This window comes from Cellulomonas sp. GTC20042, from assembly GCF_055389595.1.
In genome coordinates, this window is the sequence record NZ_AP043678.1 from 2,220,912 (window position 1) to 2,239,454 (window position 18,543).

General features: G+C 75.4%; 17 protein-coding genes. 7 read left to right on the forward strand and 10 right to left on the reverse strand.

What is annotated here, in order from left to right:
* Positions 1 to 25 precede the first annotated feature (25 nt).
* The 3 genes from ACZ5HG_RS10455 to ald form a co-directional block, all read right to left on the reverse strand.
* Positions 26 to 2,101: a M3 family metallopeptidase gene (locus ACZ5HG_RS10455; protein WP_464175893.1), complete on the reverse strand. Its 2,076-nt coding sequence runs from the start codon at positions 2,099 to 2,101 to the stop codon at positions 26 to 28.
* Between the two features lie 34 nt (positions 2,102 to 2,135).
* On the reverse strand, positions 2,136 to 2,681 hold the full coding sequence (locus ACZ5HG_RS10460; protein ID WP_464175895.1) for a GNAT family N-acetyltransferase: 546 nt from the start codon (positions 2,679 to 2,681) through the stop codon (positions 2,136 to 2,138).
* Positions 2,682 to 2,799: 118 nt separating this feature from the next.
* Entirely contained in the window at positions 2,800 to 3,915 is a 1,116-nt protein-coding gene (gene ald / locus ACZ5HG_RS10465) for an alanine dehydrogenase (protein WP_464175897.1), read from the reverse strand.
* 113 nt (positions 3,916 to 4,028) lie between these two features.
* On the opposite strand from ald, the gene ACZ5HG_RS10470 reads away from it, so the two are divergent.
* Positions 4,029 to 4,559: an Lrp/AsnC family transcriptional regulator gene (locus ACZ5HG_RS10470; RefSeq protein WP_464175899.1), complete on the forward strand. Its 531-nt coding sequence runs from the start codon at positions 4,029 to 4,031 to the stop codon at positions 4,557 to 4,559.
* A gap of 14 nt (positions 4,560 to 4,573) precedes the next feature.
* On the opposite strand, the gene ACZ5HG_RS10475 is transcribed toward ACZ5HG_RS10470, so the two are convergent.
* The gene (locus ACZ5HG_RS10475; RefSeq protein WP_464175901.1) at positions 4,574 to 5,569 is read right to left on the reverse strand and encodes an aminoglycoside phosphotransferase family protein; all 996 of its coding nucleotides are present in this window, start codon (positions 5,567 to 5,569) and stop codon (positions 4,574 to 4,576) included.
* 36 nt (positions 5,570 to 5,605) lie between these two features.
* Between ACZ5HG_RS10475 and ACZ5HG_RS10480 the strand changes: the two genes are divergently transcribed.
* Positions 5,606 to 6,379, forward strand: a complete 774-nt coding sequence (locus ACZ5HG_RS10480) for a fructosamine kinase family protein (protein WP_464175903.1) — start codon at positions 5,606 to 5,608, stop codon at positions 6,377 to 6,379.
* Between the two features lie 344 nt (positions 6,380 to 6,723).
* Here ACZ5HG_RS10480 and ACZ5HG_RS10485 read toward each other — a convergent pair whose 3' ends face one another.
* Positions 6,724 to 7,113, reverse strand: a complete 390-nt coding sequence (locus ACZ5HG_RS10485) for a PASTA domain-containing protein (RefSeq protein ID WP_464175905.1) — start codon at positions 7,111 to 7,113, stop codon at positions 6,724 to 6,726.
* 275 nt (positions 7,114 to 7,388) lie between these two features.
* Complete coding sequence (locus tag ACZ5HG_RS10490; protein WP_464175907.1) at positions 7,389 to 8,342, reverse strand: cation diffusion facilitator family transporter; 954 nt, start codon at positions 8,340 to 8,342, stop codon at positions 7,389 to 7,391.
* 54 nt (positions 8,343 to 8,396) lie between these two features.
* On the opposite strand from ACZ5HG_RS10490, the gene ACZ5HG_RS10495 reads away from it, so the two are divergent.
* Both ACZ5HG_RS10495 and ACZ5HG_RS10500 read left to right on the forward strand, forming a co-directional pair.
* On the forward strand, positions 8,397 to 10,202 hold the full coding sequence (locus tag ACZ5HG_RS10495; RefSeq protein ID WP_464175910.1) for a metallophosphoesterase family protein: 1,806 nt from the start codon (positions 8,397 to 8,399) through the stop codon (positions 10,200 to 10,202).
* A 273-nt stretch (positions 10,203 to 10,475) separates the two neighbouring features.
* Positions 10,476 to 10,943 carry a winged helix-turn-helix domain-containing protein gene (locus ACZ5HG_RS10500; protein WP_464175912.1) on the forward strand — a complete coding sequence of 156 codons (468 nt, stop codon included), beginning with the start codon at positions 10,476 to 10,478 and terminating at the stop codon, positions 10,941 to 10,943.
* 24 nt (positions 10,944 to 10,967) lie between these two features.
* Here ACZ5HG_RS10500 and ACZ5HG_RS10505 read toward each other — a convergent pair whose 3' ends face one another.
* A complete protein-coding gene (locus ACZ5HG_RS10505) occupies positions 10,968 to 11,990 on the reverse strand; it encodes a LacI family DNA-binding transcriptional regulator (RefSeq protein WP_464175914.1) in 1,023 nt (340 codons plus the stop codon).
* Positions 11,991 to 12,115: 125 nt separating this feature from the next.
* On the opposite strand from ACZ5HG_RS10505, the gene ACZ5HG_RS10510 reads away from it, so the two are divergent.
* On the forward strand, positions 12,116 to 12,553 hold the full coding sequence (locus tag ACZ5HG_RS10510) for a universal stress protein (RefSeq protein ID WP_464175916.1): 438 nt from the start codon (positions 12,116 to 12,118) through the stop codon (positions 12,551 to 12,553).
* Between the two features lie 13 nt (positions 12,554 to 12,566).
* On the opposite strand, the gene ACZ5HG_RS10515 is transcribed toward ACZ5HG_RS10510, so the two are convergent.
* Together ACZ5HG_RS10515 and ACZ5HG_RS10520 are read right to left on the reverse strand one after the other, a co-directional pair.
* On the reverse strand, positions 12,567 to 13,118 hold the full coding sequence (locus ACZ5HG_RS10515; protein ID WP_464175918.1) for a TetR/AcrR family transcriptional regulator: 552 nt from the start codon (positions 13,116 to 13,118) through the stop codon (positions 12,567 to 12,569).
* Positions 13,099 to 13,923, reverse strand: a complete 825-nt coding sequence (locus tag ACZ5HG_RS10520; protein ID WP_464175920.1) for an alpha/beta fold hydrolase — start codon at positions 13,921 to 13,923, stop codon at positions 13,099 to 13,101. Before ACZ5HG_RS10520 ends, ACZ5HG_RS10515 begins: the two co-directional genes overlap by 20 nt.
* A gap of 58 nt (positions 13,924 to 13,981) precedes the next feature.
* Between ACZ5HG_RS10520 and ACZ5HG_RS10525 the strand changes: the two genes are divergently transcribed.
* Complete coding sequence (locus ACZ5HG_RS10525; protein ID WP_464175922.1) at positions 13,982 to 14,746, forward strand: glycoside hydrolase family 16 protein; 765 nt, start codon at positions 13,982 to 13,984, stop codon at positions 14,744 to 14,746.
* A gap of 4 nt (positions 14,747 to 14,750) precedes the next feature.
* On the opposite strand, the gene ACZ5HG_RS10530 is transcribed toward ACZ5HG_RS10525, so the two are convergent.
* On the reverse strand, positions 14,751 to 17,129 hold the full coding sequence (locus ACZ5HG_RS10530; protein ID WP_464175924.1) for a lysylphosphatidylglycerol synthase domain-containing protein: 2,379 nt from the start codon (positions 17,127 to 17,129) through the stop codon (positions 14,751 to 14,753).
* Positions 17,130 to 17,253: 124 nt separating this feature from the next.
* Here ACZ5HG_RS10530 and ACZ5HG_RS10535 point away from each other — a divergent pair, with 124 nt between their 5' ends.
* Positions 17,254 to 18,492, forward strand: coding sequence for an MFS transporter (locus ACZ5HG_RS10535; protein ID WP_464175926.1), 1,239 nt, complete (start codon positions 17,254 to 17,256; stop codon positions 18,490 to 18,492).
* The last annotated feature ends 51 nt before the right edge of the window (positions 18,493 to 18,543 follow it).

Genomic DNA, 18,543 nt, shown 5'->3' on the forward strand with positions numbered 1-18,543 from the left:
CCGTACCCGGCCCCAGCAGCGGCGATCAGGCCTTGTCCAGCCCCCGGCGCGCGAGCAGCGGGGCGATCTCCGGGTCGCGTCCGCGCAGGTCACGGAACGCCTCCATCGGGTCGACGGACCCGCCGCGCGACAGCAGCCGCGCTCGGAAGGTGTCCCCGTTCTCGCGCTTCAGGCCGCCGTTCTCCCCGAACCAGGTGACGGTGTCGGCATCCAGCACCTCGGACCAGATGTACGAGTAGTACCCGGCCGAGTACCCGCCGCCGAAGACGTGGTTGAAGTACGTCGTGCGGTAGCGCGGCGGCACCGGGGCGAAGTCGACGCCGGCGGCGGCCAGCGCGGCGGCCTCGAAGGGCTCGACCTGGTCCACGTCGGTGGGGACGTCCTCGGGGGCGAGCTGGTACCAGGCCTGGTCGAGCAGGGCGGCGGCCAGGTACTCGGTGGTGGCGAAGCCCTCGCCGTCCTGCCGGGCGGCGATCAGGGTGTCGATCCACTGCTGCGGCATCGGCTCGCCTGTCTGGTGGTGCACGGCGTAGGCGCGCAGGATGCTCGGCTCCCACGCCCACATCTCGTTGACCTGCGAGGGGTACTCGACGAAGTCGCGCGGCACCTCGGTGCCGGACTGCGAGGGGTACCGCACGGCGGAGAACAGGCCGTGCAGGGCGTGCCCGAACTCGTGGAACATCGTGATGACCTCGTCCCAGGTGAGCAGCGAGGGCTCCCCCGGCGCGGGCTTGGGGATGTTGAGGTTGTTCACGACGACCGGGCTCTCGGCGAGCATCGCGGACTGGTCGACCAGGTTGTTCATCCAGGCGCCGCCGCGCTTGGAGTCGCGGGTCCAGAAGTCGCCGACGAACAGGCCCAGGCCTGAGCCGTCGGCGTCCTGCACCTCGAAGACGCGGGCGTCGGGGTGGTAGCCGACCAGGTCGGTGCGCTCGGTGAACGACAGGCCGTAGAGCTCGTGGGCGGCGCGGAACACGCCCTCGTGCAGCACGCGGTCGAGCTCGAGGTAGGGGCGCAGCAGGGCGTCGTCCAGGGCGCGGGTCTCCTTGCGGACCTGCTCGGCGTAGTACGCCCAGTCCCAGGCCTCCAGGGTGGCGCCGGGCACGTCGCGCTGGAGGGCGCGCTCCAGCTCGGCGGCCTCGGCACGGGCGTTGGCGACGGCGGCCGGGGCCAGCCGGCCCAGGATGTCGTCGACGGCGGCGGTGGTGCGGGCGGTGGCGTCCTCGACGACGTAGGCGGCGTGGTGCGCGTAGCCGAGCAGGCGGGCGCGCTCGGCGCGCAGCCGGGCGAGGGCGAGCAGGGTGGCGCGGGTGTCGTGCTCGCCGCCCCGGCCGCCGCGGGTGACGGAGGCGGTGTGCAGGCGCTGGCGCAGGCCGCGGTCGCGCAGCACGGACAGCGCGGGCTGGCGGGTCGGCAGGATCAGCTCGACCAGCCAGGCGCCCTCGTGGCCGCGACCGGCGGCGGCCTGGGCGGCGGAGGCGCGGGCGTCGTCGGCGAGCCCGTCGAGCTCGGCCTCGTCGGTGACCAGCACGGCGGCGGCGTTGGTCTCGGCGAGCAGCAGCCGGCCGAAGACGGTCTCCAGGCGGGTGATCTCGCCGTTGAGCTCGCGCAGCCGGGTCTGGGCGTCACCCTCCAGCCGCACGCCGGCGCGCACGAAGCCGGTGTGCAGCCGCTCCAGCAGCCAGGCGGTGTCCGGCTCGAGGGCGATCGTGCCCTCCTCGACCTGCGCGCGCAGGGCGTCGACCCGGGCGAACAGCCGGGGGTCCAGGTAGATCGCGTCGTGGTGCTCGGCGAGCAGCGGGGCGATCTCCTCCTCCAGCTCCTCCAGGCCCGGCGTGGAGTCGGAGGACGACTGGTTGAAGAACACGGTGGCGGCGCGGTGCAGCAGCCGGCCGGAGCGCTCCAGGGCGTCCAGGGTGTTCTCCACGGTGGCGGGCTCGGCGGAGGCGGCGATGGCCTCGACCTCGGCGCGCTGCTCCGCCATGCCGGCGATCAGCGCCGGTCGGTGGTGCTCCTCGCGGATCCGGGTGAAGTCCGGCAGGCCGTAGGGCAGGGCGGACGGGGTGGCGTACGGGTTGTCGTCGTCGAGCATCGAGGTCATGCCGCCATCATGGCCGACGTCGGTGACATCCGGCTCAGCGCGCGGGCCGCGGGTCGGCGCGCAGCAGGGTGCCGACCCACTCGTCCCGCCGCACGCCGCGCTGCACGGCGCCGCCGCGGATCTCCCCCTCGACCCGGAACCCGGCGCGCTCGGCGACCCGCCGCGAGGGCAGGTTGCCCAGGTAGGCGCGCCAGGTCACCCGCTCCAGGCCGAGCCCCCCGAAGGCGGCGTCCAGCACCAGGGCCACCGAGCGGCTCATCAGGCCGCGGCCACGGGACGCGGGCGACAGCCAGTAGCCGATCTCGGCGGAGCCGGGCGGCTCCATCGCCAGGCCGATCATGCCGAGCAGGTCGCCGCTGGCGGCACCGCGGATCGCCCAGTTGCAGCCGGTGCCGGCGGCCCACCCCCCGGCGACCAGGTGCGTGACGAAGGACTCGGCGTCCTCGCGGGTGTACGGGCTGGGCACGGTGGTCCACGCCTGGATCGACGGGTCCTGGCAGAGGTGCGCGATCCGGTCCACGTCGGAGGCGTCGGGCGCGCGGAGCAGGACGACGCCGTCGGTCATCTCGAAGGGTTCCATGGCCGTCGAGCGTGCCACAGCCGGGCAGGCGCTGTCCCGGTCTTTGGCCTGGTCACCCGTCGTGTCGCGCCGGGGTGCACCCGTCTGGAGCACCCCGGCGCGACCACGGGCGGCCGCGTCAGGCGAGCAGCGCGGCGGTGTCCTGCACCGGCAGGCCGTGCGCGGCGCCGACGCCGGCGTGGAACAGCCCGCCCGCGTGGGTGGACAGGCCGGCGGCCAGCGCCGGGTCCTCCGCCAGGGCGGTGCGCCAGCCCTTCCCGGCCAGCGCGGCGAGGTAGGGCAGGGTCACGTTGGTCAGCGCGTGGGTGGAGGCGACCGGGACGGCACCGGGCATGTTCGCCACGCAGTAGAAGACCGCGTCGTGCACGGCGAAGGTGGGCGCCTCGTGGGTGGTGGGGCGGGTGGACTCGAAGCAGCCGCCCTGGTCCACGGCGATGTCGACCAGCACCGACCCGGGCCGCATGGTGGCGACCATCGCGTCGGTGACCAGCCGCGGGGTGCGGGCACCGGGCACGAGCACCGCGCCGATCACCAGGTCCGCGTCGGCCACGGCCCGTTCGATCGCGTAGGCCGAGGACGCCAGCGTGCGCACCCGCCCGCCGAAGGCGGTGTCGATCTCGCGCAGCCGGGGCACGGACAGGTCGAGCACGGTGACGTCGGCGCGCATGCCGACGGCGACCTCGGCGGCGTGCTGACCGGCCACGCCGCCGCCGATCACCACGACGCGGGCCGGGGCCACGCCGGGCACCCCGCCGAGCAGCCGGCCGGAGCCGCCCTCGTTCTTCATCAGGTGGTAGGCGCCGACCTGCGCGGCGAGCCGGCCGGCCACCTCGCTCATCGGGGCGAGCAGGGGCAGGGCGCCGTCGGCGGTCTGCACGGTCTCGTAGGCGATCGAGGTGACGCCGGAGGCGAGCAGCGCGTCGGTCTGCGGACGGTCGGCGGCCAGGTGCAGGTAGGTGAACAGCACCAGGTCCTCGCGCAGGTAGCCGTACTCCGAGGCGATCGGCTCCTTGACCTTGCAGACCAGCTCGGCGCTCCCCCACACCTCGGCGGCGGTGGGGACGATCGTGGCGCCGACGGCCGCGTACTCGGCGTCGGTGATCGCGGAGCCGAGGCCGGCGCCGGCCTGCACGAGCACGACGTGCCCGTCGGCGACGAGGCGGTGCACGCCGGCGGGCGTGATCGCGACGCGGTACTCGTGGTTCTTGACCTCGGCGGGGATGCCGATCCTCATGACGTCTCCTGGACGGTACGGGGCCGCGGGGTGCGGGCCGCTACGCCGATCAGACTGAACTTCCTGATGTTTCCACAGGGTGTCGCCGTGTATCGCTTCGTTACGCTGCGGCTGTGACCGAACATCCTGCGGCGCCCGGTGTGGCGTCGACCACAGCACCGAACGATCTTCGCGCACCGGTCGCCGGGCCGCTCGTGCTCGACGCCGTGGACCGGCACCTGGTCCGCCTGCTCCAGGACGACGGCCGGATCGCGAACAACGCGCTGGCCGCCGCGGTGGGGATCGCCCCGTCCACCTGCCTGGCCCGGGTGCGCGCGCTGCGCCGTGCCGGGGTGCTGCGCGGCTTCCACGCCGACGTGGACCCGGCCGCGCTCGGTCGCGGGCTGCGGGCGATGGTGGCGGTGCGGATGGCGGCAGGGTCCCGGCAGAGCCTGGCGCCGTTCGCCCGGTCGATCGCCGACCGCCCCGAGGTGCTGGACGTGTACTTCCTGGCCGGCGCGGACGACTTCCTGCTGCACGTCGCCGTGCGGGACACCGCGGAGCTGCGCACCTTCGTCGTCGACCAGCTCAGCGACCGGCCCGAGGTCGCCAGCACGGAGACCAGCCTGGTCTTCGACCACCTCCGCGGCGGCGTCGCGGTCTGACGCCGGGCTCCCCGTCAGAGCCTGTCCCGCACCGCCGCCCAGGTGCGCGCCCGGCGCTCGGCGGCCCGCAGCAGACGGGGGTCGGCGCGGTGCGACCACGCCCACAGCCCCTGGTCCAGCGTCCGCGCGAGCCCCCAGCGGGCGGCGGCGGCCGGGTCGACCCCGGCGTGGCCGGCGAGCAGAGCGGTGCGGTGGGTCAGCGTCGCCACCGGGTCAGCGGCGGTGCGCCAGGGGTCGGCCACCTGCTCCAGCAGCGGGGCGAGGTCGTAGCCGGGGTCGCCGCTCATCGCCTTGGGGTCGATCGCCACCCACGGGTCGTCCGGGTCGGGCCCGCGCAGGATGTTGCCGGGGTTGAGGTCGCCGTGCAGCACGACCGGGTGCGCGAAGGCGGGTGCGCGCTGGGTGCGCAGGGCGTCGTCGACCAGTTCGGGATCGACCCGCGCACCGGCCCGCGCGGCGCGATCGGCGCGCTCCTCCACCAGATCGGCCCACGACGCGGTGACGACGTGCAGCGCCGCCAGCCCGTCCGGCACCGGCGCCGCGGTCAGCCGGCGCACCACGGCTGCCGCCTCGGCGAGCCGCCGGTCCACCGGGGTCCGGGCCGCGCGCAGCGGCGTGCCCGGTCGCACCCGGCGCAGCAGCAGCGCCCAGTCGGCGGCGTCGGCGTCGACCAGCGCCGCGGCACCGTGACCGGCCCAGGCGCGCAGCACGGCGGCCTCGGTGGCGGCCTCCTCGTGCGGGAAGGAGATCTTGAGCACCAGGTCGGCGCCGTCGGCATCCCGGGCGGGTGCGCACCAGGAGGAGCGGCCGGAGGCGAAGGGCGCACCGAGTCGCAGGTCCCAGCGCGCGACGGCGGCGGCGACCAGGGCGGGCAGCCGGGCGATCCACTCCCGGCCGTCCGGGGTCGATCCCGCGCCCTGGCGCAGTGCCGGGGTGATCACCACCGGCGCGCCTGGCCCGTGCGGGGGCACCGGTCGGGCCACGATCGGCTGGTGGGCTGCTCCGCGCACCTGCCCACCCTAGGGTCGGCGCGACGGGGAGGCCGTGTGGTCGAGGTGGTGCACCGCAAGCAGCGCACCGGCGCGCCCGCGGGCTTCTTCGCCTGCGAGGCGGCCGGGCTGGACTGGCTGCGGGTGCCGGGCGGCCCGCCGGTGGTGCGGGTGCTCGGGGTCGGCGCGGACCACCTCGACCTGGAGCGCCTGCCCGAGACGGCGCCGACCCGCCGCGCGGCGCACGAGCTCGGCGAGCGGCTGGCGGTGCTGCACGACGCCGGAGCACCCGCGTTCGGCAGCCCGCCGGCGGGCTGGGACGGCGACGGGTTCTTCGGGCCCGTGCAGCAGCCGCACGTGATGCCCGCGGGGGCGCACGCCTCCTGGGGCGAGTTCCTGGCGGAGCGACGGATCGAGCCGATGCTGGCCGCCGGGCTGCGGGTGCACGCCTTCACCGAGGGCGACCGCGCGATGCTGCGCGACCTGGCGGCGCTGCTGCTCTCCGGGGCGCTGGACGACGACGACCGGCCGGCACGTCTGCACGGGGACCTGTGGTCGGGGAACGTGCTGTGGACGCCCGCAGGGGCCACCCTGATCGACCCGGCCGCGCACGGCGGGCACCGGGAGCACGACCTGGCGATGCTGGCGCTGTTCGGCTGCCCGCACCTGGACGAGGTGCTGGCCGGCTACCAGGAGGTGCACCCGCTGCGTCGCGGCTGGCAGCACCGGGTCGGCCTGCACCAGGTGTACCCGGTGGGCATGCACGCGGTGCTGTTCGGCGGGGGCTACGCCGCGCACCTGCGTCGGCTGGTGGTGCCGTACCTGTCCTGACGGGGCGCCGTCCGACCCCGGGTACGGCAACGGCCCCGGGGGACCTCCGCACTCTCGTGCGGGGATCGACCCCGGGGCCGTCAGTGCCAGGACAGCATCCGTACGTCACCGCCCACCGCGCCCGCTTGTCCTTCTCACGCGCGGCTTGAACCGTCTCGGCCTGGTTGGAGACCGTCGGTGACGAGCCACCCGGACCGCGTCCGTCCACCCCTCTCAAGGGGAGCGTGCTCCGCGTCCGGGCCGACCCTTCGCGGTGGGATGCTGCCACCACCACGCAGGCCGGGAGATCTCAGTCTCGCCCGGTACAGCGCCGGTGGTCCAGCGATTATTCCCGTGGGCTCAGATCAGCCGATCGGGTCGGTGGTCATCCGGACGGTGAGGGTGACCTCGTCGCCCTTCTCGGCGGAGCCGGACTTCGGGTCCTGGGTGACGACGACCCACTGGCTCGGGTCGTCGATCGTGCGGCCCTGGCCGGAGGCGTCCGCCACCTGCACGACGAGGCCGCGGGCCTCCAGGGTCTCCTGCGCGGAGACGAGCAGCAGGTTGGTCTGGTCGATGACCTGCACCTCGGTCGACGCGGCGGTCTGCTCGGCGGACGGCTCGTCCGAGGAGGCGGAGCCGGCGGTGTTGCCGCTGGCGCAGCCGGCGAGCAGGGCGACCGTCGTCGCGGCGGCGCCGATCACCGCGAGGGTGCGGGTGGACGGTCGACCGGCACGGGCGATGGACATGTTCATCGAGGGCCCTCCTGGGCTGTTCTCTGGCTCCTCGTGCGGAGCCGTGGTTCCGGGCGCGCAGTGCCGGGGTCGCCGGAACCACGCGAGGGCACGGCGACGCCTCTGCGAGACGTGGACCTGGGAGGTCATCCGGGGCTGCGCGTCAGCGCGGCGGTCCGGGCGCGGGCGTCGAGCCCTCGTGGGCAGTCTACGCCTGTCGCCTGACAGGTTACGAACAGATTTCTGAGGTTCCACCCGGCGCGGGCACAGGTTCACCGGCACGGGTGGGACGAGTCTCACACCACCAGCGTGGGCTCCTCGGGCTCGGCCAGGGACAGCACGGCGCCCACCACGCCGGGGTGCTCGCGGACCCGCCGCTCGAGCAGGGCGAGCACGTGCGCGGCGTCGTCCTCCGGCAGGTTGCCGACCAGGTCCACCGCGCCGGTGAGGAAGACCTGCCGGGCGCCGACCACCTCCAGGCGCAGGTCGGTCACCCGCGCCACCTCGGGCATCGCCGCCAGGATCCGCACCGCCGCCGCCCGCACGGCAGGGTCGACGCTCTCCCCCACCAGGAACCGGCGGTTCCGGTCGATCAGCACCACCGCGACCACGGCGAGCAGCACACCGACCAGGATCGAGCCGACGGCGTCCGGCACGGTCGATCCGGTGATCTGGTGCGCCGCGATCCCCGCGCCCGCGATCACCAGGCCGACCAGCGCGGCCGCGTCCTCGAAGAACACCGCGCGCACGGTCGGGTCCGAGGTGGCCAGCACGTGCTCGAGCAGGTCCTGATCCCGCCGTGCCGCCGCGCCCCGCGCCTGCCGCCACGCCTGGAGGAAGGACACGCCTTCCAGCACGAACGCGACCGCGAGCACCACGTACGCGACGAGGAAGGAGTCGGCGGGCGCGGGGTGCACGAGCTCCTGGATGCCGTGGGTGATCGACACGCCCGCGCCGACGGCGAACAGGCCGATCGCGGCGAACAGCGACCAGACGTAGACCTCGCGGCCGTAGCCGAGCGGGTGCGAGCGGTCGGCAGGCCTGGCGGCGCGGCGCTGCGCGACCAGCAGGAACACCTCGTTGCCGGTGTCGGCCCAGGAGTGCGCGGCCTCGGCGAGCATGGAGGCGGCACCGGTGAGCACGGCGGCGACGGTCTTGGCGAGGGCGACCAGCGCGTTGGCGGCGAGGGCGACGACGACGGTCAGGGTGCTCTCGGCGTGGGTGTCCGGCGCGCCGGCGGGAGTGGCCATGGCACCGGGGTAGCACAGGGCGGGGACCTGCGCACGCGTCTAGGCTCGGATCCGATGACCTCTGCCGCCGACAGCACCCCGCCCGACCCGACCCCCGGAACCCGGACCTCGCGCCGCCTCGCGGCCCTGCCGTCCTGGTGGCCGACCTCCTGGCCCGGCGGCGGGCACCCGACGCCGCCGCCCGGCGTGCGCCGCCGCCGCTGGGGTCGCTGGCTCGGACTCGGCCTGGTCGCGCTGCTGGTGTCGCTGGTGATCGGGGTGACCACCGCCAGCGCGGAGTCCAGCCTGGGTCCGCACGAGGCGCTCTACGAGGTGACCACCGACTCCGAGGTGACCATCGACCTGGGGCCGTTCGGCACGCTGGTGATCGACTCGCCGCTGCCGCTCACCCTCGGGGCACGGGTCACGGTGGAGGAGATCCCCGAGGACATCGACGCGCTGGACGGCGTCGACACCCTCCAGGCGCTGACCGGCGACCTCCAGGGCTACCTCCAGTTCTTCACCGGCCCGCAGGCCACGATCCAGGACGCCGCCTGGGCGCTGGTCCGCGACGCGCTGGCCCGCACCGGGGTGCTGCTGGCGGTCTTCGTGGTGCTCGGCTGGGCGGCGCGCGCCCTGCTCGGCCCCCCGCGACGCCGGGAGATCCTCGCCGCCGTGCACGCGCACCGGCACCAGGCGGTCGCCGGGACGCTGGTGGTGGTGCTGGTCGGCGGGCTCGCCACCGCGAGCGAGGCGGGGCGCGCCCGCAACCGTGAGCCGGAGGGCCGCACGACGGCGGTGTTCGACGACACCCCGCTCGAGGGGGCCCGGATCACCGGGCGGCTCGGCGGGATCATCGACACCTACGGCGGCCTGGTGGTGCAGGCCTACCGGGAGAACGAGGAGTTCTACCAGCGGGCCGACGAGGCGCTGGTGGCGGCGTGGGACGAGTGGGAGGCCGCGGACGCCGCCGGCGAGGACGAGCCGGACGGGGACGAGCAGAGCGTGGCGGCGACCGACGAGCCCGGCCCGACCGACGACCCCAGCCCCAGCGACACGCCCAGCCCCACCGACGACGAGACCGCCGAGCCGGTGACCCTGCTGGTGATCTCCGACCTGCACTGCAACGTCGGCATGGCCCCGCTGATCACCACCCTCGCCGAGCGCTCCGGCGCGCAGATCGTGCTGGACGCGGGCGACACGACGATGAACGGCACCTCGGTCGAGCAGTACTGCGTGAGCACGATCGCCCGCGCGATCCCGGACGGCGTCACCCTGGTCACGGCGCCCGGCAACCACGACTCGCCGCAGACCACCGAGCAGTACGCCCGCGCCGGCGCCACGGTGCTGGACGGCGAGGTGATCGAGGTCGCCGGGATGCGGCTGATCGGCGACCACGACCCCAAGGTCACCCGCGTCGCCGCCGAGACCACCCAGGACGAGTCCTACCCCGACGTCGCGAAGCGTCTGGTGCAGGCCTGCGAGGACTCCGCCGACGGGGTGGACCTGGCGCTCTTCCACAACCCGCGGATCGCTCCGGCGATCTTCGCCGACGGCTGCATCCCGGCGATGGTCTCCGGGCACTTCCACACCCGCACCGACCCGGAGCAGGTCGGCGACGGCATCCGGTACATCAACGCCTCCACCGCCGGCGCCGTGGACGACGCACCCCGGATCGGGCCGCTGCGCGGGATCGCCGAGATGACCCTGCTGCGCTGGGACCCCACCTCGCGGCGGATCCTGGACTGGCAGCTGGTCGACATCGACCCCGAGGCGCAGGCCACCGTGCACGACCGGGAGCGCTGGCCCGTCGCGGTCCCCGACCCCGACCCCGAGGCCGACGAGGCGAGCACGGAGGCGACGGACGCGCCCACACCCTGAGCGCTGGGCGTCACCTCGTCCCGGTGGGTGAGATCTCCCCGGGTGCGCACTGCCGATCGCGGGCGCGCCGTGCCAGACTCCCGTGCCATGACCGGCGCACCCGAGACGAGCAGCACCCTGCGGTGCTCCCTCGTGTGCGCCCGCGTGCTCTGTCGGGCCTGACCGCCACCCCAGCCGTCAGCATCCCGCCGGGCGCCCCGTGAGGCGTCCGCGCCGCCACCCCCTCGGTCCCCCGTGACGCGAGCGGCGGCGACCCGTCCCGTGGAGCCCGTCATGACCGTCCAGCCGATCACCCGTCCGCTCGCCCCGCACCGCACGGCCGCACCGCGCGTGCTGCGCGCCGTCCCCGACCTGCCGACCGCCGCCGGCCCGCGCGCCGCGACGTTGCCCGATCCCCGCATCCGTGACTTCGAGCGGCTGCTCGCCGGGCTGCCGACCGGGCCGGCGGTGCTGATCGACGTGCCGGGCCGCCGCCTGCTGGTGGACGGGGCGGAGGTGCCGCTGACCCTCCAGGAGTTCGACCTGGTGGTGTACCTGGCGCGGGCCGCCGGCCGGGTGGTCACCCGCGAGGAGCTGTACGAGAGCGCCTGGCACCGGCAGACCCTGTCCCCGGTGACCCGCACGGTGGACGTGCACGTGCGCCGGGTGCGGGCGAAGTCCGGGCTGGACGCCCTGATCACGACGGTGCGCGGGGTGGGCTACCGGCTCAACCCGATCGAGGACCTGCACCTGATCGGCTGAGCCCCCCGGTCGGTCCAGAGCCGGTCACGCCCCGGAGGACTCGCGGACCTGGAGCGTGAACGGCGCGGTCACCAGCACGGGCTCGTGCGGCGCACCGTCCCCCGCCGACCGCTGCACCAGCAGCTCGACCGCGGTGCGCGCGATCTCGGCGCGACCCGGCTCGACGGAGGTCAGCGTGGGCGTCGAGTAGGACGACTCCTCGGTGTCGTCGAAGCCGACCACGGCGACGTCCTGAGGCACCGCGACCCGCCGCCGGTGCAGGGCGTGCAGCACGCCGTGCGCCAGGGCGTCGTTGAAGGCGAAGACGGCGTCGAACCCGATCCCGGCGTCCAAAAGGTCGAGCACGGCGCGCTCGCCGCCGGCGCGGTGCCAGGTGGCGGCGGCGACCTCCAGGGCGGGATCGACGGCGACGCCCGCGTCGGCCAGGGCGGCGCGGTAGCCCTCCAGGCGCAGGGTGGCCGATCCGGGCCGGTCGTCGGTGGGTGCACCGAGCGCCACGACGCGGCGCCGGCCGAGGCCGAGCAGGTGGGCGGTGGCGGCGCGGGCGCCCTCGACGTTGCTCATGGTCACGTGGTCGGCGGCGGAGCCGAACACCGACTCCCCCAGCAGCACCAGCGGGAACTCGACGGCGAACCGCTGGCGGTCGTCGGTGTGCAGGGCCAGCGGGGAGAAGATCACCCCGTCCACCAGGTGCCGCAGCGCGCCCTGGAGCACCTCGACCTCGCGGTCCCGGTCGCCGCCGGTCTGCTCGATCAGCACCCGCAGGCCGTGGGCGTCGGCGGCGGTGATCACCGAGTCGGCCAGCTCGGCGAAGTACGGGGAGCGCAGCTCCGGCACGACCAGCGCGATCATCCCGGTCCGCCCCTGCCGCAGGTTCCGCGCGGAGACGTTCATCCGGTAGCCGAGCGCGGCCAGCGCCGCCTCGACGCGCTCGCGGGTCTCCGGGCGGATGTAGGGGTAGCCGTTGACCACGTTGGACACCGTCTTGGTCGAGACGCCCGCCGCCTCCGCGACGTCCCGCATGGTGACGTTGCCCGTGCTGCTCATCGGCTCTCTCCCGCGCTCCTTCATCGATGACCAGGACCACAGTAGGTGGCCCGGGGCACGACGGAAGACCCGGACGCCGAGGTCGGTGCGCCGATAGCCTCGGGGCGGATCGAAGGTGGTGGGAGATGTCGGGGCGCAAGCAGTCCGCGATCGTGGTCGGCGTGGACGGCTCGGAGACGTCGCTGCGCGCGGCGGCGTACGCGATGGGATCGGCACGCCGCCGGGGCACCCGCCTGGTGGTGGTCTATGCGCGGGTGCCGGCGGGCGGGCTCGCCGGGTTCATGGACTCGACCGGGGCGAGCCGGGCGCTGGCGATGCGCGAGCAGGACCGGATCGAGCAGATGCTGCGACAGGCGCGCACCGAGGCCGCCGACGAGGGCGTGGAGATCGAGCTGCTGGTCCGGCAGGGCGATCCGTACCAGGTACTGTCCGAGGTCGCCGACGAGCTGCGCGCGGACTGCGTGGTCGTCGGCTCCTCGGAGAGCCTGGGCCACCGGGTCGCCGGGTCGATCGCGGTGCGGCTGGTGCGCGGGGCGCGCTGGCCGGTCACGGTCGTACCGTAGGCGCCCCAGCCCCTCAGACCGCGCGCAGCGTCGCGTCCAGCGCGTCCACCAGCAGGGTGAAGCTGCGGTCCACCGGGGACGGCAGGCCGAAGCCGCCGGAGCGCTCCAGGTCGACGAAGCCGTGCAGGGCGGCGCGCACCACGCGGATCCGGTCGACGTCCTCGGCGGTGATGCCGTAGCCGTGCAGCGCGACCACGATCGCGTCGATCGCCTGCCCGGCGGCGTCCTGCCAGGCGGCCGCGTCACGGTGCCGCTGGGTGAGCGGGTAGGTGCCGGGGTGCACGCGGGCGAACTCCCGGTAGGCGGCGGCGACGTGCTCCAGGGCGTCCCGGCCGGACCGTCCGCGCGAGGCGTCGCCGACGGCGGCGGCGAGGTCGGCGGTGACGGCGGTGGCGATCCGCTCGACCAGGTCGTCCAGCCCGCCGACGTGCTTGTACAGGCTCGGGGTCTGCACGCCGAGGTCGGCGGCCACCCGGGACAGGGTCAGCGCCTCCAGGCCGTGCTCCTCGACGACGGCGGCGGCCCGCCGCACCACGATCTGCGGGTCAAGACCGGCGCGCGCCATCACGGACCTCCTCCAGGAAGGCGAGCACGGCCGGGGCGACGACCTCGGGGGCCTCGAGCATCGGCGCGTGGCCGACGCCGGGCACGAGGAGCAGGTCGCCGCGCACGGCTCCGGCGGCCCACTCCCCCTCGGCGCGCGGGTCGGACCAGTCGGGATCGGCCTCGCCCATCACCACCAGCGCGGGGGCGGTGACCTTCTCGAGCCAGGGGCCGACCACGGCGTGATCGGTGCGGGTGGTGGCGAGGAACGCGGACCAGCGCCCGGGCCGGGTGAGCGCTCGGGTGGTGACGGCGGCGCGCTGGCGGGCGGCGGCGCGGCCGAGCCCGGGCCAGAGGCGGGCGGCGTAGGCGCGCCAGACGGCGGGGCCCCAGGGGCGGAGCAGCGCGAGGCGCAGGGCGAGCGCGAGGGCGCGTCCGCCGGTGGTGCGCAGGAAGGGGCCGAGCAGCACCAGACCGCCGACCGCCTCGGGACGCCGACCGGCGGCGATCACCGCGGCGGCGGCGCTCATCGACGCGCCGACCAGCACGGCGGGGCCGTCCTCGGGGCCGCGCAGCGCGTCGACCGCGGCGAGCAGGTCGTCGGCGGTGGCCTCGTCGCCGTAGCGGGCGAAGCCGGTGTCGCTGTCGCCGTGCCCGCGCAGGTCGAGCAGGGCGACGCGGTACCCCTGCGCGACCAGCGCGTCGGCCAGCGGGCGGTAGGCGTCGCGCAGGTCGCCCATCGAGGGGGAGCAGACGACCAGCGGGCCGCTCCCCCGGACCTCGACGGCGACCCGGCGACCCTCGATCTCGATGTGGCTCATGTTCATAGCACGAAGGCTAATGCCATTAGCCGCACTGAGCAAGGGCGGGCCTACGCTGGGCGGCATGACGATCGCCGCACCGGGGCCGCGCGGGATCGACGAGCGCTTCGACCGGCTCGATCCCGCGGTCTGGACCGCCGCCCACCTGCCCGCCTGGTCCTCCCGCGCCGAGGCCGCCGCGACCTGGGCGGCGGACGCCGACGGCCTGCACCTGAGCCTGCCGCCGGAGCACCCGCGCTGGTGCCCCGACCTGCACCCCGAGCCGCTGCGGGTGTCCGCGGTGCAGAGCGGCACCTGGTCCGGACCGGTGGGCTCGACGCAGGGGCAGCAGCCGTTCCGCGACGGGCTCGTGGTGCGCGAGCAGCAGCCGGCGGTCTGGGGCTGCACGCCGTTCCTCGGCACCGTCGAGGTGGTCTGCCGCGCGACGATCGGCCCGGGATCGATGTTCTCGGCCTGGCTGGTCGGGATCGAGGACGTGCCGGAGCGCTCCGGGGAGATCTGCCTGGTGGAGGTGTTCGGCGAGACGCTTGCCGGTGGGTCCGCCGCCGTCGGGTCGGGGGTGCACCCGTTCCGCGACCCGCTGCTGCACGAGGAGTTCGACGCGCCGGTGCGGGCGATCGACGTCGCGGCCTGGCACGCCTACGCGGTGGACTGGGCGCCGGGACGGCTGACCTTCCGGATCGACGGGGCGGTGACCCGGGTGGTCGAGCAGGCGCCGGACTACCCGGTGCAGATCATCCTCGGGCTGTTCGACTTCCCCGACCGGGTGCCCGCCGGGTCGCCGACACCGGAGCTGGTGGTGCGATCGGTGCACGCGCAGCCGAGCTGAGCCGCTACAGCACCTCGCGCCGGGTCAGCGAGCGGAACGCCAGCGCACCCGGGGCGATCGGCAGCCAGAACGTCGCGAGCCGGTACACCAGCACCGCGGCCAGCGCCGGGGCCGAGGGCACGCCGATGCCGGTGAGCGAGGCGAGCAGCACCGCCTCCACCGCGCCGATGCCGCCCGGGGTCGGCGCCGCCGTCGCCACCGTGCCGGCGGTCAGCGACACCAGGGCCACCGCCGCGAAGGACGCGTCCGCACCCACCGCGCGCACGGACACGTACAGGCAGACCACGTAGCCCAGCGGCAGCAGCACCACCCCGCCGAACAGGGTCGCGAGCTTGCCCGGATCGCCGAGCACCCCCGCCATCGCCTCCGCGGAGGCGCGCACCGCCGGGACCAGCCGCCCGGAGATCTGGGCGCGCACCTTCGGCAGCATCAGCGCCAGCCCGGCCAGCCCGAGCACCACGCCGACGATCGCGGCGATCATCCCGAGCGGCGGCAGCTTGTTGATCTCCCCCTGGAGCACGCCGGTCGACCCGGCCCACACCGCGCAGGCCGCCAGCAGCGTCAGGTGCACCACCAGCACGGCGGTCTCCTTGGCGGCGCTCGCCGAGACGGCCACCGCGGTCGGGAAGCCGCGCTTCTGCAGGTAGCGGATGTTCAGGCCCACCTGCCCGACGCCCGGCGGGGAGAACGTCGCCACGAAGGACGAGGCCAGCGCCACCCCGGTCGCCTCCGGCACCGACACCCGCCCCGGCGTGCCGCCGGCCAGCCCGAGCGCCGCGCCGACGTAGGTCGCCAGCGAGGCCAGCACCACCAGAGGCACCCACTTCAGGTCGGCGCCGCGGGCCGCGTCCAGCATCGCCGGCAGGTCGGTGAGCTGCGGGGCCAGGAAGTACACCGCCGCGCCGAGCATGGCGCCCATCAGCAGCACGCGCGGCTTGATCCGCTCGACGTCCTCGAACACCGGGGCGTCCACGCCGGTCACCCGGCAGACCTCCGTCACCAGCGGCGGCAAGCCGTCCTCGGAAGCCTTGAGCGCGGCGCGGGTCGGCGCCGTCAGCGCCGCCGGTACCAGCCGGGTCAGCGCCTCGCCGAGGATCCCCCGGCCCAGCGTCCGGTCCACCGCGGCCACCGCGCGCTCCGGGCCGACGATCGCGGAGGTGCCCGCCAGCAGCTCGGCGACGTCGCCGGCCAGCAGCGAGTCCTCCGCGCCGGGCTCGCCGCGGTCCAGCCCGCGCAGGTGCACCGCGCCGTCCTCGCCCAGGACCACGTGGTCGGTGTCGAGCTGGCGGTGCGCCACCCGGGCGGCGCGCAGCAGGGCCACCTGCTGCCAGGCACGGTCCAGCAGGTCGTCGGTGACCTCGTCGACCGGCAGCTCCGCCAGGGAGCGCCCGGGCAGGGCGTCGGTGGCCAGCAGCGCCTCCCCGCGCGGGGCGCGCGCCACCGCCCGCACCGCCGGCACCCGCACGTCTCGTGAGGCCGCCAGCAGACCGACCATCGCCTCCGCCGCCACCGCACGCCCCGGCGAGGCGAACGGGCTGTCGTCGCCGACGCCGCGCCAGCGCGCCCGCCGGTAGGCCCGGGTGATCCGGTCCACCCGCCACTGGTGCTCGTCCAGCACCTTCACGTCCACCGGGCACGGCGTCTCGCCCGCGCGCGCCACCGGCAGCACCCGGTACCGGCCCGGGCCGTCGCCGACCCGCTCCACCTCGGTCACCGGCAGGCCGCCGGTGGCCAGCACCTGCCGCACGCCGGTCGGGGTGAGCGCGTAGTCGCTGCGCCCCAGCACCAGCAGCACGAACGCGCCGACCGCGGCGCCGGTGCCGATCGCCAGCACCACGTCCAGCGGGGCACCGGTCGCGGTCGCCACCCGGGTCAGCGCCAGCACCACCAGCAGCGCCCACACCGTGCGCCGCCACCACCGGGAGAACGCCGGCGAGAGCACCACCGCCGCCGCAGCGAAGGCGGCGACCAGCGGCGTCGGCGGCCAGTCCACCCCCGCGTGCGACTCGTCCACCAGCGGCACCAGCGGGCCGGTCTCGCCGTCCCCGAGGAACCGGCGCAGCAGCGCGAACGCCACCGGCCCCGCCGTCACCGCCAGCACCGTGCGCAGCAGCAGCCCGAACCGCCGCCGGGCCAGCAGCGCCACCGGCGCCCCGACCACCAGCGCCAGGTAGGCGATCTGCACTCCCACCAGCACCGCGAAGGCCACCGGGCGCGACACGGCCGCGAACCCGTCGGTGATGTCCGCGTTGAGGCCCGCCAGGGTGCGGTCCGCGATCTTCGCCGCCGTCGCGCCCACCAGGGACACCAGCGTCGCCACCAGCAGCGTCAGCAGGTCGGCCGGCGAGCGGCGCAGCCGGACCTCGCGGTACGTGCCCCGCACGTCAGGGGCTCGTCCCGCACGGCGTCTCACGACCGGCGAGTCTAGCCGCGCGCCCCGGTGCACCCCGGGCGGGACGCAATTCCGGACGACCGCGCGGCCCTGATCCGGCTACGATCTCGCCCCTGTGAGCCGCATCGTCGAGACCCTGGTCCCCCGACGGCTCGGCATCCCGTTCCGCTGGCTGCTCGGATCCTCCTGGACCAGCAACCTCGGCGACGGGATCGCGCTGGCCGCCGGCCCGCTGCTGATCGCCTCGCTCACCGACGACGCCCGGCTCGTCGCCCTCGGCGCCACCCTGCAGTGGCTGCCCCCGCTGCTGTTCGGCCTGCTCGCCGGCGTGCTCGCCGACCGGCTGGACCGCAAGCGGATCGTCGTCGTGGTCAACCTGATCCGCGTCGCCGTGCTCGGCGTGCTCGTCACCACGATCGCCACCGGGCACGTCTCGATCGCCGTCGCGCTCGGCGTGCTCTTCGCGCTCGGCACCGCCGAGGTGTTCGCGGACAACTCCGCGCAGACCCTGCTGCCCATGCTCGTCGCCCGGCGTGACCTGGCCGTCGCCAACTCCCGGCTCCAGACCGGCTTCATCACCGTCAACCAGCTCGCCGGGCCGCCGGTCGGCGCCGCCCTGTTCGCCGCCGGCGCCTTCTGGCCCTTCGTCAGCGAGGCCGTGCTCGTCGCCTTCGCCGCGCTGCTCGTCTCACGCGTCGTGCTGCCGGCCGCCGCCCCGCGCGACCCCGACGCACCGCGGTCGCACATCCGCGCCGACATCGCCGAGGGCCTGCGCTGGGTGCGGCACCACGCCGCCGTCCGCACCCTCGTGCTGACCATCTTCACCTTCAACATCACCTTCGGCGCCGCCTGGTCCGTGCTCGTCCTCTACGCCACCCGCCGGCTCGGCATGGGCGAGGTCGGCTACGGCCTGCTCACCACGATCAGCGCTCTCGGCGGGCTCGCCGCCACCACCGCCTACGGCTGGATCACCCGCCGGGTCAGCCTCGGCAACCTCATGCGGATCGGCCTGATCGTCGAGACCCTCACGCACCTCGGCCTCGCGCTCACCACCCGCCCGTGGGTCGCCATGGTCATCTTCTTCGTCTTCGGCGCGCACACCTTCGTCTGGGGCACCACCTCCGTCACCGTCCGGCAGCGGGCCGTGCCGACCGCCCTGCAGGGGCGCGTGGGATCGGTGAACACCGTCGGCGTGTTCGGCGGGCTGGTGATCGGGTCCGGGCTCGGCGGGGTGCTCGCGGAGCACTGGGGGGTGACGGCGCCGTTCTGGTTCGCGTTCGCGGGGTCGGCGGTGTTCGTGGTGGCGATCTGGCGGGAGCTGCGGCACATCGCGCACGGGGACGCGGAGGACTGAGGCTCGGCGAGGACGCCTCGACGAGACCGGAGGGAATCCTCTCATCGCACA